Annotated in this window: 15 protein-coding genes; 6 read left to right on the top strand and 9 right to left on the bottom strand. The window is 63.6% G+C overall.

Features of this window, described 5'->3' with window-relative positions; translation table 11 throughout:
* Positions 1-275: 275 nt before the first annotated feature.
* Positions 276-992 carry an outer membrane protein OmpA gene (ompA, locus tag BMZ70_RS18620; RefSeq protein ID WP_092278186.1) on the top strand — a complete coding sequence of 239 codons (717 nt, stop codon included), beginning with the start codon at positions 276-278 and terminating at the stop codon, positions 990-992.
* 440 nt (positions 993-1,432) lie between these two features.
* On the opposite strand, the gene BMZ70_RS18630 is transcribed toward ompA, so the two are convergent.
* A complete protein-coding gene (locus tag BMZ70_RS18630) occupies positions 1,433-1,753 on the bottom strand; it encodes a hypothetical protein (protein ID WP_092278190.1) in 321 nt (106 codons plus the stop codon).
* 87 nt (positions 1,754-1,840) lie between these two features.
* Between BMZ70_RS18630 and ubiG the strand changes: the two genes are divergently transcribed.
* The 4 genes from ubiG (at position 1,841) to BMZ70_RS18650 (ending at position 5,391) form a co-directional block, all read left to right on the top strand.
* Positions 1,841-2,542: a bifunctional 2-polyprenyl-6-hydroxyphenol methylase/3-demethylubiquinol 3-O-methyltransferase UbiG gene (ubiG, locus tag BMZ70_RS18635; protein ID WP_092278192.1), complete on the top strand. Its 702-nt coding sequence runs from the start codon at positions 1,841-1,843 to the stop codon at positions 2,540-2,542.
* A gap of 2 nt (positions 2,543-2,544) precedes the next feature.
* Positions 2,545-3,231: an HAD family hydrolase gene (locus tag BMZ70_RS18640; protein ID WP_092278194.1), complete on the top strand. Its 687-nt coding sequence runs from the start codon at positions 2,545-2,547 to the stop codon at positions 3,229-3,231.
* An 83-nt stretch (positions 3,232-3,314) separates the two neighbouring features.
* Complete coding sequence (locus BMZ70_RS18645) at positions 3,315-4,181, top strand: hypothetical protein (protein ID WP_092278196.1); 867 nt, start codon at positions 3,315-3,317, stop codon at positions 4,179-4,181.
* Between the two features lie 106 nt (positions 4,182-4,287).
* Positions 4,288-5,391, top strand: a complete 1,104-nt coding sequence (locus BMZ70_RS18650) for a hypothetical protein (RefSeq protein WP_092278198.1) — start codon at positions 4,288-4,290, stop codon at positions 5,389-5,391.
* A gap of 6 nt (positions 5,392-5,397) precedes the next feature.
* Here the strand turns inward: BMZ70_RS18650 and BMZ70_RS18655 are convergent, their stop codons facing one another.
* The 8 genes from BMZ70_RS18655 to BMZ70_RS18690 form a co-directional block, all read right to left on the bottom strand.
* Positions 5,398-6,417, bottom strand: coding sequence for a sulfate ABC transporter substrate-binding protein (locus BMZ70_RS18655; RefSeq protein ID WP_092278199.1), 1,020 nt, complete (start codon positions 6,415-6,417; stop codon positions 5,398-5,400).
* Positions 6,417-9,584: an efflux RND transporter permease subunit gene (locus BMZ70_RS18660; protein ID WP_092278201.1), complete on the bottom strand. Its 3,168-nt coding sequence runs from the start codon at positions 9,582-9,584 to the stop codon at positions 6,417-6,419. Before BMZ70_RS18660 ends, BMZ70_RS18655 begins: the two co-directional genes overlap by 1 nt.
* The gene (locus tag BMZ70_RS18665; RefSeq protein WP_092278203.1) at positions 9,581-10,735 is read right to left on the bottom strand and encodes an efflux RND transporter periplasmic adaptor subunit; all 1,155 of its coding nucleotides are present in this window, start codon (positions 10,733-10,735) and stop codon (positions 9,581-9,583) included. The genes BMZ70_RS18660 and BMZ70_RS18665 overlap by 4 nt, the downstream gene beginning before the upstream one ends.
* Complete coding sequence (locus tag BMZ70_RS18670) at positions 10,735-11,145, bottom strand: ExbD/TolR family protein (protein WP_092278205.1); 411 nt, start codon at positions 11,143-11,145, stop codon at positions 10,735-10,737. Before BMZ70_RS18670 ends, BMZ70_RS18665 begins: the two co-directional genes overlap by 1 nt.
* Positions 11,145-11,867 carry a MotA/TolQ/ExbB proton channel family protein gene (locus BMZ70_RS18675; RefSeq protein ID WP_092278207.1) on the bottom strand — a complete coding sequence of 241 codons (723 nt, stop codon included), beginning with the start codon at positions 11,865-11,867 and terminating at the stop codon, positions 11,145-11,147. Before BMZ70_RS18675 ends, BMZ70_RS18670 begins: the two co-directional genes overlap by 1 nt.
* Before the next feature lie 30 nt (positions 11,868-11,897).
* Positions 11,898-12,674: an energy transducer TonB gene (locus tag BMZ70_RS18680; RefSeq protein WP_092278209.1), complete on the bottom strand. Its 777-nt coding sequence runs from the start codon at positions 12,672-12,674 to the stop codon at positions 11,898-11,900.
* Between the two features lie 139 nt (positions 12,675-12,813).
* Positions 12,814-13,515, bottom strand: coding sequence for a cytochrome b/b6 domain-containing protein (locus BMZ70_RS18685; protein ID WP_092278211.1), 702 nt, complete (start codon positions 13,513-13,515; stop codon positions 12,814-12,816).
* Positions 13,516-13,523: 8 nt separating this feature from the next.
* Positions 13,524-13,967, bottom strand: a complete 444-nt coding sequence (locus BMZ70_RS18690; protein WP_092279506.1) for a rhodanese-like domain-containing protein — start codon at positions 13,965-13,967, stop codon at positions 13,524-13,526.
* A gap of 313 nt (positions 13,968-14,280) precedes the next feature.
* Here BMZ70_RS18690 and BMZ70_RS18695 point away from each other — a divergent pair, with 313 nt between their 5' ends.
* Positions 14,281-17,094 (top strand): TonB-dependent receptor, encoded by a 2,814-nt coding sequence (locus tag BMZ70_RS18695; protein WP_092278213.1) that lies wholly within the window; start codon positions 14,281-14,283, stop codon positions 17,092-17,094.
* The last annotated feature ends 58 nt before the right edge of the window (positions 17,095-17,152 follow it).

Below are 17,152 nucleotides of genomic sequence, written 5' to 3' on the forward strand. Positions count from 1 at the left end.
GTGCGTAACAACTTGTAATATTCATGACACATTACTCAATTATTATCGACAATCACGTTGCAGCAAAACAACATTTTGGTTGAACGCGAAACGCCGCCATGTTGGCGCGTTTTAAACGACTTTCATCGGCTGTGGCAAAATGGACGAGAAGTCAATTGCTTGAATCACAAGCAGAAAACGAGGCTGACGCCCCTGCGTGGTAGAATTCGCCCCACGCAAAGAACTCGCTGCGCAGTTTTCTGCAGATAGTCATCACCCCCGAAAGGAAGAAAAATATGAAAAAACTGATTTCGATGCTGGCCATCTCGGCTGCATTCGCCGCCTCGGCCATCGCCCAGACCACCCCGACCGCGCCACCATACGCGCCAGTCACCCAGGACATCAAGGCCGCCACCCCGAAAAGCGCCTACGTGCAAGATGCACGCGGCGTGATCGCACGCGACCCGTTCGGCCTGTGCTGGCGTACCGGCTACTGGACCCCGGCTGACGCCGTGCCAGGTTGCGATCTGCCGCTGTGCGTCGAGCCAGAGAAACTGGAAAACGGCAAGTGCGTAGCACCGCCGCCACCGCCAGTCGCTCCTGCCCCGGCACCGGCGCCAGCCCCTGCTCCAGCCCCAGCACCAGCGCCAGTGCCAACCGCACAAAAAGTGAGCTTCGCTGCTGACGCCTTCTTCGACTTCGACAAGGCCGTGCTGAAACCAGAAGGCAAAGCCAAGCTGGACGACGTAGCCTCGAAACTGGGTTCGATCAACCTGGAAGTCATCATCGCCGTTGGCCACACCGACTCGGTGGGCTCGGACGAGTACAACCAGAAGCTGTCGGTACGCCGCGCTGAAGCCGTCAAGGCCTACATCATCTCGAAAGGTGTAGAAGCCAACCGCGTGTACACCGAAGGCAAAGGCGAGAAACAGCCAGTAGCGGACAACAAAACCGCCGAAGGCCGCGCCAAGAACCGTCGCGTAGAAATCGAAGTGGTCGGCACCAGCAAGTAATTGCTAGCGCTCCACTGAATGAGAACCCCGCTTCGGCGGGGTTTTTTAATGCAAACACTTCCTTGAGCGACCGCGCCGTCACCAGCGCCTCAGTCCAAAGCTCGACTTGCTCCGCACTGGCCTTGGCCAGCTTTTTCCGCACAGTTTGCGGCAACGGCCCGAACCGCAGCACAAGCAGGCGCTCCAGCACTGCAGCCGCCCCTTCCACGCGCCCCTGCTCCAGCCCCTGCTCCAGCCCCTGCTCCAGCCCCTGCTCCAAGCCCTGTTTAAGCCCTTGCTTCAGGCCTTGTTTCAAGCCTCGCTCGACACCTTCCTTGATGCCGTCATCAAAAAACATTTGTTCCAATGGGTTGAGCAATTTCATTTCGTGCTCCTTTTCCAGTTGCAGAACAGCCCTCCAGTAGCGTCGTTGATGAGGTTCCGGCAAGACCATCATCCAGTTAATCACGTTGAATAAGACGATTATGCGCCTCGGCTTCCAGGTGCGAGGCCTCGAGCGCAGCGGCATCGTCAGCCAAATCGAGCAGCTTGGCAGTCGTAAAAGTGAATGTCCTGCCCTCCATGCGCTGGCGAAAGCTAGCCGGACGCCAAAGAGGGATACCGAATCCTGCCAATTCCTTGTCGCGGAAGCGCGGCCTTTGTCGCCAATCAATACGCTCGCTGAAGACGGGGAAGCAGAAATTCATGAACGGATGGAAAGCATGCGCCACCACCGCCTTCCAGGGCAGGTCGTAACGGGCTGGAGGAGCGATAGTCGACATCCGCCCAGTCTGCCGCCAAGCCGCACACCACCCTATGACAAACGGCAAAGCGGAGTAAAATAGCGCATTCTATTTGCACAAGAAACCATGAACGCTGATCCATTAGAACTGCAAAAATTCGCCGAACTCGCCCACCGCTGGTGGGACCCGACCTCGGAGTTCCGTCCGCTGCACGAGATTAACCCGCTGCGCCTGGAATGGATCAACGCGCGCGCGCCGCTGGCCGGCAAGAACGTGATCGACATCGGCTGCGGCGGCGGCATCCTGTCCGAATCGATGGCGCGCAAGGGCGCCACCGTCACCGGCATCGACCTCGGCGAAAAAGCCCTGAAAGTGGCCGACCTGCACTCGCTGGAATCGGGCGTGCAAGTGCGCTACAAGCTGATCGCCGCCGAAGAGATGGCCGCGCAGGAAGCCGGCCAGTACGACGTGGTCACCTGCATGGAGATGCTTGAGCACGTGCCGGATCCGGCCGCCATCGTGCGCGCCGCCGCCGCGCTGGTCAAACCGGGCGGCCACGTGTTCTTCTCGACCCTGAACCGCAATCCGAAAGCCTACCTGTTTGCCGTGATCGGCGCCGAGTACATCCTGCGCATGCTGCCGAAAGGTACCCACGACTACGACAAGTTCATCACCCCGTCCGAGCTGTCGCAGTTCATCCGCAGCGCCGGGCTGGAAGTGCAAGGCTTCAAGGGCATGGGCTACAACCCGCTGACCAAGATCTACTCGCTCAACGACGACACCAGCGTCAACTACCTGGTGGCCGCGCGCCGCCCACTGGAAGCCTGAGCATGAGCACCCCGAACGCCCCACGCGCCATCCTGTTCGACCTCGACGGCACCCTGGCCGACACCGCGCCCGACCTGGCCGCCGCCGTCAACCTGCTGCGCACCGTGCGCGGCCTGGAGCCGACCGCCTACGCCATCCTGCGCCCGACCGCCTCAGCCGGCGCGCGTGGCATGATCGGCGCCTCCTTCGGCCTGACGCCGGACGACGAAGGCTACGCCGAACTGCGCGACGGCTTCTTCAGCAACTACGAGGCGGCAATGGCCGTGCACAGCGGCCTGTTCGACGGCATCCCGGCGCTGCTGGACGGCATCGAGGCGGCCGGCCTGCAATGGGGCATCGTCACCAACAAACCCAAGCGTTTCACCGACCCGCTGCTGCCGCAGATCGGCCTGGCCCACGCGGCCTGCGCCATCTCGGGCGACACCACGCCGCACGCCAAGCCCCACCCTGCCCCGCTGCTCGAAGCGGCGCGCCGCCTCAACCTGGCGCCGCAGGACTGCTGGTACGTGGGCGACGACCTGCGCGACATCCAGGCCGGCAAGGCGGCCGGCATGGTCACCATCGCCTGCGGCTGGGGCTACTGCGGCCCGGTCGAACCGCAACATTGGCAGGCAGACCACCTGTTCCAGCACCCGGCCGAGCTGCTGGCCCTGCTGCATCGGGTCAATACTATCGATTCCGTGGTATAGACCAAGCATGGCGCACGATGTTTGTTGCCGCACGGATAGATTGAGCGTAGTCTCCTATTCATACACAACCAAGCAGGTGCATCATGGATACCCAGGGACAGGCCGCCGCCACGCTGCGGCCGGCCATCGACACACGCCACGCGCTACCGCAGCGCACCACCGCTCCGCAGAGCTGGATGGTGCGCATTGTCGACGCCCGATACTACTGGCCTGACCTGCACGATCCGGCCGGCCACCAGCTGTTGCTGGCCGTCACCCGCCCGCGCGTGCGCTTCGATGTGACCGGCATGGTGCAATGGGGCTTCTTCTCCCTCAAGCTGACGCTGCCGCTGCTGCGCGGCGCCGAGCAAAGCAAGGACCACATCACGGTCGAACTCAAGATGCCGCCCAACGCCAGCGCAAAGAAACCCAGCGTGGCGTTGAGCGCCACCGAGATCCGCCTGAACTGGGGCAACCTGGTGGAAGTGCTGTCCGTGCACGACCTGTTGCGCCTCTACGGCCACACGCACACGCTGCCGAGCAAGGTGTGCCATGTCGGCCGCACGCCGCGTCCCCCGGTCATCGACGGCTACGACACCCTGCTGCTGGGGATCGACACCGAGGTGCAAGTGAACTGCGCCGAAGGCGATCCCGCCGACCGTGCGGACGATCCCGATGTCCTGCGCGGCGAGCGCACAGAAATGATCGAAGCGGCCCTGATCCGCTACTTCGAAGGCAGCGCGCCGCGCCATCGCAGCGACGGCGAGCGCCAGGCACGCAGCGCGCGCCTGCTGGCCATCCAGGCCGCCAACCATCTGGTGCAATACACCATCGACCTGGCCCTGCCCGGCTGCGGCCATTACCAGCAATTGTGCTCCGCCTTCGTCACCGCAGCCGAGCGCCATCTGCTCAGCTGCTTCATCGCCGACGGCCAGGTGCAGGTTGCGTCCATGCCTTTCCAACCCGGCTAATGTTACATTGAGTGATTTATCGCCGCCGACGAAGTTTCCGTATGGAAATGCTGCGGCGGAGGCACTATAATCATCTCTCTATGATCTATTTGGAGCGCGCAACGACATGAGCCATGACGACGACGATTACCCTGATCCGTCGCCGGAAGAGCTGGGCATAGGCGCGCTGTTCGAAGAAGCGCCGGAACCGTTCCACGACCTGGTGGCGCCACCGCCCGACGCGATGGACGAATTGCTGCCGCTGATACCGCAACGCACCGCCGCGCCCCAGACCTGGGTGGTCACGGTGGCCGACGCCAAGTACCACTGGTATGACCTGATCGCCGGCTTCCCGGCCGTGCCGGACATCCGCGACCCGATCGGCCGCCACCTGCGCCGCATGCAGTTCGACCTCGAGGCGACCAGCGAAAAGCGGCTGCTCTACTTCGCCGTCAACCGTCCGCGCGTGCGCTTCGATACCTCGCGCAGCACCAGTTGGGGCTTCTTCTCGCTCAAGCTGACGGTGCCGCTGCTGGTGGGGCCGGAAGAAAAGAAGGACTCGCTGACTATCGAGCTGACGGTGCCGTTCGCGGCCACGCTGAAGAAGCCGTCGGTGGCGATGACCGACAGCTTCCTGACCCTCAACTGGGGCGGCCTGGTCGAAGCGCTGTCGATCCACGACCTGCTGCAGCAGTACGAGAACCATCTCACTGACAAAAGCGAGGTGCAGTATGTCGGCCAGACCAAGGATCCGCTGGGCCGGCTGGCGCGCGCGCGCCTGGTGCCGGTGCAGCGCGTGCACCAGAAGTTCAGCGAAGACAACGACATGCTGCTGCTGATCCAGCGCTTCAACGTGGAAGTGCTGTCGGAGGACGGCGATCCGGCCGAGCTGGAAGTCAACCAGAACCCGGTGGCCGCCGACATCCTGCTCAAGGACCGCATCGACGTCATCGAGTGCGCCCTGATCCGCTACTTCGAAGGCCCGGAGATGCACGGCCGCAGCGACAAGGAAGCCGACGTGCGCAGGCAGCGCCTGCGCGAAGTCCAGGCCAGCAACAACCTGGAAAGCTTCCGTATCGACTTGCGGCTCGAGGACGCGGGCAAGTACCACGACCTGACCTCGCGCCACGTCCCCGTCTCGCGCAGCCACATCATCGATTGCGAAATCGTCGATGGCAACGTGATCGTCACGCGCGTGCCGGACAAGCCGGCCAAGCCGGCGAAAGCCTGAACGCCGTTACAGCGCTGCGGCCTTGGCGGCCGGCTGGTACAGCTGGTCGAACAGGCCGCCGTCGGCGAAGTGCGTCTTGTGCGCCTTGGCCCAGTTGCCGGCCACTTCATCGATGGTGAACAGCTTCACCGCCGGGAACTGGTTGGCATATTTTTTCGCCGCTGCCGCCACCGTTGGACGGTAGTAGTTCTTGGCGATGATCTCCTGGCCCGCATCCGAATACAGGTAATCGAGATAGGCCTGCGCCACTTTGCGGGTGCCATGCTTGTCGGCGAATTTATCCACCACTGCGACTGGCGGCTCGGCCAGCACGCTGACCGACGGCACCACGATATCGACCTTGTCCGGACCCAGTTCCTTCAGCGCCAGGAAGGCTTCGTTTTCCCATGCGATCAGCACATCGCCGATGCCGCGTTCAACGAAAGTCACGGTCGAACCGCGCGCGCCGGAATCCAGCACCGGCACGTTTTTAAACAACTTGCTGATGTAGTCCTTGGCGGTGGCTTCGCTGCCGCCCTTCTGCTTCAGCGCATAGCCCCACGCCGCAATGTAGTTCCAGCGTGCGCCGCCCGAGGTTTTCGGATTCGGCGTAATCACCGAGATGCCCGGCTTGACCAGATCGCCCCAGTCCTTGATCGCTTTCGGGTTGCCTTTGCGGACCAGGAACACGATGGTCGACGAATACGGCGTGCTGTTATGCGCCAGGCGCTTCTGCCAGCTCTTGTCGAGCAGGCCGTGCTCCGCCACTTCATCGATATCGTAGGCCAGACCCAGCGTGACCACGTCCGCATCCAGCCCGTCGATCACGGTGCGCGCCTGCTTGCCCGAGCCGCCGTGCGACTGCTTGATGGTGACGTTGTCGCCGGTCCTGGCCTTCCACTGCTTGGCGAAGGCCGCATTGAAGTCTTGATACAGCTCGCGCGTCGGGTCGTAGGACACGTTGAGCAGCGTGATATCTGCAGCGTGCGCGGCGCCGGCCAGTGCGCCGAACAGCAGCGCCGATTGGACTATTTTTTTCAACAACATCAGTAGTTCTCCCTTTGGACAGTTGGATTTTTTGTAGGTGCCGCCACCGGCGGCACCAGCGTGATGCTGGCGATACGCGCCGCCATCTGCTGGTCAGTCATCGGGCCGGTGCCGCTGTAGCGGTCCAGTACCAGATAAATCACCGGCGTGATGTACAGCGTGATCACCTGCGAAAACAGCAAGCCGCCCACCACGGCCAGCCCGAGCGGCTGTCGTAGTTCGGCGCCCGCCCCCCAGCCGAAGGCCAGCGGCAAGGCGCCCATCAGGGCGGCCAAAGTGGTCATCATGATCGGCCGGAAGCGCTGCACGCAGGCGGCGCGGATCGCCTGCGGCGCCGGCAGGCCTTGCGTGCGCTGGGCGTCCAGCGCGAAGTCGATCATCATGATGGCGTTCTTCTTGACGATCCCCACCAGCATCAGGATGCCGATGGTGGCAATCAGGGTCAGGTCCATGCCGCACAGGCGCAGCGTAATCAGCGCGCCCACCGCCGCCGACGGCAGGCCGGCCAGGATGGTCAGCGGATGGATATAGCTTTCGTACAGCACCACCAGCAGCACGTAGATCACCAGCACCGCGATGGCGATCAGCACCAGCTGGCTCGATTGCGTGTCCTGGAACACCGCCGCCTCGCCGCCGTACTTGGTGAGGATGGAGGCCGGCAGGCCCGCTTCGCGGCCGATGGCTTCAATGCGCGCGGTGGCGTCGCCCAGCGCCGCATCGGGCGCGAGGTTGAACGACAGTGTGATCGCCTGTAGCTGGCCCTGATGGTTGACGGCAGTCGGCCCCACCGTGCGCACCACGTGCGCGAAGCTGTTCAGTTTCACCAGCGCGCCGCTGTCGCCGCGCACGCTGATCTTGTCGAGCGCATTCACGTATTCGCGGTCGGCCGCTTCCATGATGACCTGGTAGCTGGCGCTCGGCGCGTAGATGGTGGAGATCTGGCGGTCGCCGAAGGCCAGGTACAGCGCACTGCGCACCTCGGCCATCTGCACGCCGAGGCCATTGGCTTTGTCGCGATCGATATCAAGCGTGGCTTGCAGGCCTTTGTTTTGGGTGTCGCTGGTGACGTCGCGGAACAGCGGATCGGCGCGCATGCCTTGCATGATTTTCTCCGCCCAGCCTTCCAGTGCATCAGGCGTCACGCTTTGCAGCGTGTACTGGTAGCGGCTCTTGCTGGAGCGTCCGCCCAGTTGCAGGTTCTGCATAGGGCTGATGTAGACAGCCACGCCGGGCACCGTGCGCGCGGCCTTGCGCATCGAGTCCAGCGCTTCCTTCATGCTGGCGCGTTCGCCCTTGGGCTTCAGCGTAACGATCAGGCGGCCGCTGGACGAACTGGTGCCGCCGCCTGGCCCACCGGGGCCGGTAAAGGACAGCACGCCGAGCACATTCGGATCCGACTGGATTGCCTTGGCCACCCTGGCCTGCAAGACCATCAGCGCCGGCATCGACACATCTTCAGAGGCTTCGGTGATGACGCGCACGCGGCCCAGGTCTTCTTCAGGGAAGAAGCCTTTCGGAATGGTCTGGTACAGCACAGCGGTCAGCACGAAGCTGGCCAGCGCCGCCAGCAGCACCGCGTTGCGGTGCTTGAGGCCCCAGTCCAGCGAGCGCTCGTAGGCGTTACTCAGGCGCGTGAAACCGGCGTCGAACCAGCGCACGGCGATGTTGCCGCCGCCATGCGCCGCATCATCGTGGGTCAGCAGGCGGCTGGCCAGCATCGGCACCAGCGTCAGCGACACCAGCGCCGATACCAGCACGGACAGCGACACCACGATCGCGAATTCATGGAACAGCAGGCCGATCACGCCGGGCATGAAGAAGATCGGGATAAATACCGCCACCAGCGAGACAGAAATCGAGATGATGGTGAAGCCCATCTCCTTCGATCCGGCCAGCGCCGCCTTCAACGGCGGCTCGCCCTGTTCGATGTGGCGGACGATATTTTCCAGCACCACGATGGCGTCATCGACCACCAGTCCCACCGCCAGCGTAATCCCGAGCAGCGAGACGTTATTCAAGCTGTAGCCCAGCCAGTAGAACAGCACCATCGCGCCCAGCAGCGAAATCGGCAGCGTCACCGCCGGAATCAGCGTGGCCGAGGCGCGGCGCAGGAACAGGAAGATCACCAGCACCACCAGCACGATAGTCAGCGCCAGCGTGATGTTCACATCGTGGATGGCGTCGCGGATCGACAGCGAACTGTCGCCGCTCAGGGTGACGCTGATCGACGCCGGCAATTGCGCTTGCAGCTGCGGCAGCAGGCGGCGCACGCCGTCCACCACCTGCACGGTGTTGGCGTTGGGCTGGCGCTGCACTTGCAGCACTACCGAATTGGCGCCGTTGTAGTAGGCGCTGGTGCGCACCGACTGGTAGCTGTCTTCCAGCGACGCCACTTCCTTCAGGCGCACCGGCAGGCCGTTGCGGTTGGCGATAATCAGGTCGGCAAAGTGCGTCGCCTTCATCAGGCGGGCGTCGGCCTGGATGGTCAGCGTCTGGTCCGGGCCTTCGATAATGCCAAGCGGGGAATTGGAGTTGGCCGCTTTGACGGCGTTGGCCAGTTCATCGAGCGTCAGGTTGCGGGCGTTGAGTTTGTCCAGATCGGCCTTGACCCGCACCGCAAAGCGCTTCTGGCCATTGACGTTGACCTGCGCCACGCCGTCCAGCGTGGCGATACTGGGCGCGATCAGGTTTTCCGCGTAGTCGTTCAATTCGGCGAGGCTCATCGACGGCGAGTTGAGGACGATGAACAAGGTCGGGCCGTCGGCCGGATTGGTCTTGCGGTAGGACGGCAGCTCGGTCACTTCCTGCGGCAGCGCGCGCTGGGCGCGCAGCAGCGCCGCCTGCACGTCCAGCGCCGCCACGTTGATGTCGATGCTCGGATCGAATTCCAGCGTCAGCGAGGTGGTGCCCGGCGAACTGCTGGAAGTGATCAGGTTAAGGCCCGAGATGGTGGAGAACTGCTTTTCCAGCGGCAGCGCCACCGACGACGCCATCGTCTCCGGACTGGCGCCCGGCAGGTCGGCGTTGACGTTGATGACGGGCGTGTTATAGCTGGGCAGCGCCGCCACCGGCAGCTTGAGGCAGGCCAGTATGCCGGCCGCGATCAGCGACAGCGACAACACCAGCACCAGCGCGGGACGCCGGATGCACAATTCGGAAATGTTCAACGACCACTCCCTGCATCGGCCAGCAGCGCGTCCTTGCCTGGCTTGACTTTGGCGCCGGGATGCAGATTCTGCTTGCCTTCAACGATGATGCGCTCGCCCTCCTCCACGCCGCTGACGGCGGCCAGCTTGCCGAAGGTGTGCAGCACGCGCACCTTGCGCGGCTTGGCGGATTGCTGCTCGTCGACTGCGTACACCAGCGCGCCGTCGGTCTGCGTGATGATGGCGGCCAGCGGCACCACGATGGCGTTGCGCAGCGTGGCGAGCGCGACGGTGGCGGGCACGTATTGGCCGGGCCACAGGCGGTTGCTACGGTTGTCGAATTGGGCTTTGACGCGGATGGTGCCGGCGACCGGATCGACGCTGCTGTCGACAAAGCTCAAGCGTCCTTGAATCGCGCTGTCCGGCAGCGCCGCGCTGACCGCGACCGGGCCGGCCTTGAATGCGGCCAGCAGCGCGCCGACGTCGCCCTCCGGCACGGTGAAGCTGACGGCAATAGGATCGATCTGCGTGACGCTGGCCAGTACGGCGTTGGCTTGCACCAGACTGCCGGCGTACACTTTAACTTCGCCCACCCGGCCTGCCGATGGCGCGCGGATGGCGGTGTAGCTGAGGTCCACCTGCGCGGCGCGCACAGCGGCTTGGTCGGCCTGCACCAGCGCGCGCTGGCTTTCGGCCTGCGCCTGCACGCCATCGGCGGCGCTGGCGGAAATGAATTGTTGCGACGAGAGTTCGCGGCTGCGCTGGTGCTGTCGTTCCAGGTCAGCGAGGACGGCCTGGTCGCGTTTGAGCTGCGCCTGCGTGCGGTCCAGCGCGGCGCGTTCGGCGCGGTCGTCCAGAGAGAACAATAAGGCGTTGGCAGCAACGAACTGCCCCTCCTTCACATGCACTTGCGTTAGCTGGCGGCTGACGTGCGGGCGGATTTCGACGCTGCTAAGCGGCGTGACCGTGCCATTGGCCTGCACCTCAAGCGGCACATCCCGCCGCTCGGCCGGCGCCAACCGCACCAGCGGCACGCCGACGCGTGGCGAGGCGGCAGGCGCTGCCGCCGGCGGCGCGGTGATGGCACGGGCTGGCAGCGGACCACCCAGCAGCACGTAGCTGCCGGCGGCCATCGCTACCAGCGCCGCCACAGTGACGGAACGCTTCGCCATCACCCACCCGGCTCCGTCAGCACCGACAGCTTGCTCACGCCGGAGCGCTGGATGTTGGCGATCACTTTGGCCACCGCGCGATACGGCACGCCCTGGTCGGCCTGCAGGCTCAATGCCAGCTCAGGATCCTTATCCACCAGCTGCTTCAGCTCCGGCTCAAGCGCTGCCGGTTCCACTTCTCGCTTGTCGATAAAGATCTTGTTGCTGCCGTCGATACTGACCGTCACCGACTTCGAAGGATTCGCAGGCGTGGTGGTCGAGGTTTTCGGCAGGCTAATCCGCACCGCGTTATTCAGCAGCGGCGCAGTCAGAATGAAAGTCACCAGCAACACCAGCATCACGTCCACCAGCGGCGTGATATTGATCTCGCTGACAACATCGCTGCTATCGCGTCCAGTAGAGAAAGCCATTATGCAAATGCTCCCTGCTGCGGCGTAGTCACTGGACGAACATTCTGCGTAGCGCCCTTAGTCACAGGACGCACCACGCGGAAGCCGTTCTTCTGCGCCAGGTTGACGAAATCGGTGGCGTAGTTATCCAGTTCCGCAGCCGTCACTTTCAGGCGACGTACGTAGAAGTTAAACGCCAGCACCGCAGGCACCGCCACCGCGATACCGACACCGGTGGCGATCAGTGCTTCGCCAATCGGCCCCGCCACCACATCGATGCTGGCCGAACCGCTCTTGCCGATCGCACTCAGCGCGTGAATGATGCCGAACACCGTACCGAACAAACCGACGAACGGCGCCGTGCTGCCGATGGAAGCCAGTACCGCCAGACCGCTTTCCAGCGACTGGTACTCCTTCTGGATCTGCTGGCGCAGGTGACGTTCCAGCAGCTCTTGCCTGTCCCAGCTATGTTCCAGGTCATTGCCGGCGCCGGACTCGCTGACGTTCAACACCTCGAAGCCGACATTGGCCAGACGCGATTTAGGACTCGCATCGCTGGCCAGCGCGCTGGCCGCATCCAGGGTACTGGCGCTCCAGAACTGGCGCGTAAACTGTTTATCACGTTTTCCAACGCGGTAATGCTGCACGCCCTTGGCCAGAATCAGCACCCACGTCACGATGGAAAACAACACCAGCGCATACAGGGAGCCCTGAACGATAAGATCTAAGTAGTAGGAAGACATTGGATAGCTCTCAGTATGAAGTTAAGAAATTTAGGAAAGTTTAAAATTCAGTGGAACCTTGACCCAGCCGTCAATCGGCGTCTGGCCACGTTTGGCGGGATCGAAAGTCCACGCGGTCACCGCCTTGATGGCGGCATCGTCGAGGATCTTGTGGCCGCTGGTTTTATCGACGGTCACGCTCTCCGGCTTGCCGGTGGCGAGCACGCGTACTTTCAGGATCACCTGCCCTTGCAGGCCACGATCCTGCGCCAGCGCCGGATAATCAGGCGCCGGGTTGTTGCGATAGCCGGCGAAACCGCGCGGCTCGGTCACCGGCTCCGGCGCTGGCGGTGGCGGCACCGGAGCGGCAGCCACCGGCGCCGGCGGCGCGGCCTGCGCCACCTGTACCGTGTTCTCGCTCGGCACACCGTCGTCGACCGGCGCCTGCTGCACCACCGGTACTTGCGGCGCGGCGCGCGGCGGCGCCACCTTGGCTACCTGCGGCTGCACCTTCGGCGGTTCCGGAGGTGGCGGCGGTGGCGGAGCGAATTCAATCGCCAGCGGTTCCGGCGCCTTCGGCGGCAACGCTTCGATCTGGCCACCCTGATGCAAGGCGACCCACACGCCGGCGTGCAGCACGAAGGCCACGCCGAACAAGGCGGCGATACCGCGCTTATTGCCGCGCTGGGCGACATTGCCGACGTGCGCAGCCACGCTGGCCGGCGCCGCCGCTTCCACAACCGTCAGGTGCGACACCGGCCGCGCCTGACGCCGGACGGCAGCACGGCGTGGTGAATAGTTGATGCTCTCAAAAGTCAGTGCAGTCATGATGCGCCCTTTCCCTGTTAGTCCTGCTAGTCCTTGAGCAGTTTCTGTGCCCGGACCTAAGTGACTGATTTCATTAGTACCAGTGTTGCAGCAGCCGTAAAATCTGCTGCATCAGCAACAGCAGATCAGCAGAACTGCCTCAATACGTGCCGCTGGCGAAATACACCGCCGCCGCAGCTGCCGCCAGCGACAGCACCAGCGCCGGCCAGCTGCCCTTACGCGCCGAAACACCGGCGCGCACTTCCTTCCAGCCCGTGACCATCGGCTTGACCAGGTTGTCCTTCTTCAGCAGCAGATAGGCAGCGATGGCCAGCACGTGCAGCGCCAGCAAGGCAAACAGCAGGTACACCAGCTTCTGGTGCCAGCCGGTGAGGCGTAGGGATGTGGTTTCCTCCACCAGCGCCGCCAGCGGGCCAGTGAAGGAAATCTCGTCGGTTCCGAACAAGCCAGTTCCCGCCTGCGCCGCCAGCAATGCCAGCAAGGCGAACACCGACAAGGCGCCGAGCGGATTGTGGCCGTGGCCTTTCCAGCGCCCACGCAGATAAGCGCGCAGCGTGGACGGCGTCGGCGCAAAGCTGATGAAGCGCGCATGCGTCGCGCCCACCACGCCCCACACCAGACGGAACGCCACCAGCCCGACGATCGCCAGGCCGGCCTTGCCGTGCACCGCCATCCAGTCGCCGCCGATCTCGCCGCTGATGATGGCGACGGTGACCGCCGCCACCAGCGACCAGTGGAAAATCCGCGTCGGCAGGTCCCATACCAGGATGCGCTTACGCTGCGGCGCAACTACTTCTTCATGGGCCGGCGCAAACTGTTTGAGGGCGGCACGCTTGTTCATATGGCCTCTCAGTTCTGGCCTGCGGCTGCCACCGCCTTGACTGGCGCCGCGATGCGTACGATCTTGCCGCCCTGCGCTTCATAGTCTTCCGAGCCGGCGGCGCCAGCCACCTTGAAGCCTTTGGAGGTCAGCAGGTCGCCGATGGCGCCGGCGCGATGCGCGTGATTGGAAACGGTGACGATCACGCGGTCTTTAGGAATATAGGCCAAGCGGTTTTCCACATCCTTGGCCTGAATGTTGAGGAACACCGGGAAGCTGCCCTTGGCCGCCACTTCGTCCGGACGGCGTACGTCCAGCACCACCAGTTTTTCCGGTGCCGCCAGCAAGGCGTCGACTTCGGCGCGTTCCAGCTGCTTGGTTTTGTAAGTCCAGGGCTGCGGTTGTTGCTGCGCCCACGCCGATACGCTGGAGACCAGGGCCAATGCCAGCACTGCGGTTTTCAGTTTGCTCATGATGTACATCTTTCGTAGTGATTGAGAAAAGCCTCGATCACCACGTCTGCAACTATCGTGCCACGGAAAGAAGCCCCGGATTTACTGGCTTCCTGCGACTCCGTGCGATGCCAAATGCTGCACTGCGGTCAGCACTTGAAACAGAACTGCTGCGATTTCAACACCCGTGCAAAACGTCGCAGCCAACATGAAACCAGTTGCAACGCCCGCCGTTGCTGGCGCATAAGCTTATGCCGCCTTGCAGCCTGCAAGATGGCATGCTCCTTGCGGAATAGAGCTCACTACCACACCACCCACTCAGGAGAATAACGTAATGAGCAAAACGCAGAAGGCCTTATCCCGACAGCATTTCCGAGCGGCGCCGCTCACCGCCGCCGTCGCTGCGGCGCTGGCGCTGATGTCCGGGGCAGCATTGGCGGCCGACGCACCGAGCGTCGCCGACCTGCAGGCCGAAATCGCGCGTGTGCTGGCCGAAAACGCCCGCTTGAAACAAGCCCTTGCCGCGCAAGGCGGCGCTGCCGCCACGCCGGCGCCGGAACCTGCCAGCGCGCCAGTCGCCGCTGCACCCGCAGCCGAAGAAGAACCGCAAGCACTGGGGGCCATCACCGTGCGCGGCAAAAAGAAAATCGAACTGCTGAAAGACGTGCCGTTGTCGGTCTCCGTGGTCACCGGCGCGGAGCTGGACCGCGAGCTGGCGCAAGACCTGAGCGCAATCACCAAGCGCAGCGCCGGCATCCAGTTCAACCAGAACAACACGCGCGGCGCCTCGCTGTCGGTACGCGGCCTGGGCAAGCGCTCCTTCACCGAAACGCAGGACCCAAGCGTCGGCATGGTGGTGGACGGCGTGGCATACGGCCTGTCGCAACTGGCCAACTTCGATTTCTATGACGTCGACAGCGTCGACGTGGTACGCGGCCCGCAAGGCACGCTGGGCGGCAAAGGCGCCAGCTCCGGCGTGGTCAGCGTGAACACCAAGCGTCCGTCGTTCTACCCAAGCGCCGACTACCAGGTGACCTACGGCCAGCGCGACACGCTGATTGCCAAGGCCAACCTGGGTGGCCCTATCATCGACGACCTGCTGGCCTGGCGCGGCTCCTTCGTGGTGGACCGCAGCCGCGGCTATTACACCAACAACTTCGACACCAACTACAGCCTGTATAACAAGAACCGTGTCAGCGGCCGCACGCAATTCCTGTTCACGCCGAGCGCCGACTTCAACGCGCGCGTCAGCTTCGACCTCGAACCGCACGCGCCGCAAGTGCAGAACGGCCTGACCTTCTACAAGAACCAGCCGGAACGCTTCGCCGACGGTTCGCTCACCGATGCCAGCGGCACCACCACGCGCGCCAAGCTGACCGGCTTCACCAACGCCGCCGGCGTCTACACCGCTGGCCGCGCATGGTTCGCAGGCCGCGACTTTAACGGCAAGCCCTACACCTACGATGCCAACTACATCGGTGACAACAACATCAACTTCAACGAGAACCAGGGCCAGACGGTACACAACAAGGGCGGCCAGATCGACCTGACCTGGAACCTCGCCAACCACACGCTGACCTCCGTCACCGCCAACCGCAAATACAGCTTCGACGCCCACAACGACGAAGGCACGCCGTTCGACATCAACCGCAATGGCGGCGGCGGTGTCGATTACAAACAAATCAGCCAGGAGTTCAAGCTGAAAAACAAGCCGGGTGGCGCAGTCGACTACGTGGCCGGCCTGTACTACCTGAAGACCGAGGACGATATCCAGTCCAAGACCGGCTGGGGCTCTGACGCCGGCGCATGGTTCGCCACCACCGCGCAGTACAACACGCTGGACCGCAACGCCGGCGTCAATCGCGGCGCCGGACTGGCGCTGTTGAAGGATGTGCTGGACGACAGCATCGTCAAAGGCGACACGGTGGTCCATACCAAGAGCTCCGCCATCTACGGCAACGCCACCTGGCATACCACCGACCAGCTTAGCCTGAACGGCGGCCTGCGCCTCACGCACGAAGACCGCAACACCACCGATACCCGTTTCCTGACCGCCTATGGCGCCGGTGCGGCGCTCAACCCGGTATCGGTGCGCGGCGTGGCGCTGGGCGGTTTCAACTCCACCAGTACCGGCGCCCTCGCCGCCGGCAATACGGCGGCGCAAACCGCGCTGGCCGACGCGGTGGCGGCGCGCTACTTCGGCGCCGCCTCCTACAGCGCACTGACCACCGCGCAGCTGGCGCAAGTGGCGGCGGCCAAGGCGCTGCGCGCAGGCCAGATCGGTCAACTCATCAGCGGCATCACCAGCCGCTATAACGACAACCTGTGGACCAGCACCCTGGGGCCGAGCTACCGCTTCAGCGACAACATCACTGGCTACGCCAGCTGGCAGCACGGCGAGAAGTCCGGCTCCGCGCTCAACGTCAACGGCCTGTCGGCCAATGTGCGTCCCGAGAAGACCAACGCCTTCGAGCTCGGTCTGAAGTCGACGGTGCTGAACAACACACTGGTGCTCAACGCCGACATCTACCAGATGAATATCCGCGACTATCAGTCGACCGTGCGCGTAGTGGACGAATTCACCACCCAGACCAACATCGCCAACGGCCAGGCCAACCCTATCGCCTACGTCACGGCGCAAGGCAACGTGCCCAAGGCGCGCGCACGCGGGCTGGAGCTGGATGCGGTGTACAGCGGCATCCAGAACCTCAGCATCCGCGTCGCCGCCGCCTACACGGATGCGCGCTACATCAGCTTCGCGCAGGCCGCCAAGCCGGACGAACTGGCCTACCTGCCAGGCGCCTACATCGACCAGAGCGGCCTGCAGCTACCGGGCGTGGCCAAGTGGACCGGCAACGTCGGCGCCGAGTACCGCGCGCCGGTGTGGGGCGACAAGCAGTTCCACACCAGCTTCAACACCGCCTTCACCAGCCGCTATAACAACACCGACACGCTGTCGTCCTACGGCGTAGTGCCGGGTAACACGGTGACCGACTTCGCCATCGGCCTGGGTTTCAAGGGCGGCTTCGACGTCAGCCTGATCGTGAAAAACCTGACCGACAACCGCAAGCACGAACCGGCATGGGTCAGCTACTCGCCGAATCCGTACCCGCGCTGGTACGGCCTGACCTTCAGCGGCAAGTTGTAGGACGTGCTGCGTTTTTAACAGCACCCCAGCGCACCCTGACCGGGAGGCAGCAGCCCCG

It is taken from the genome of Duganella sp. CF402 (genome assembly GCF_900109645.1).
Taxonomy (GTDB): domain Bacteria; phylum Pseudomonadota; class Gammaproteobacteria; order Burkholderiales; family Burkholderiaceae_D; genus Rugamonas.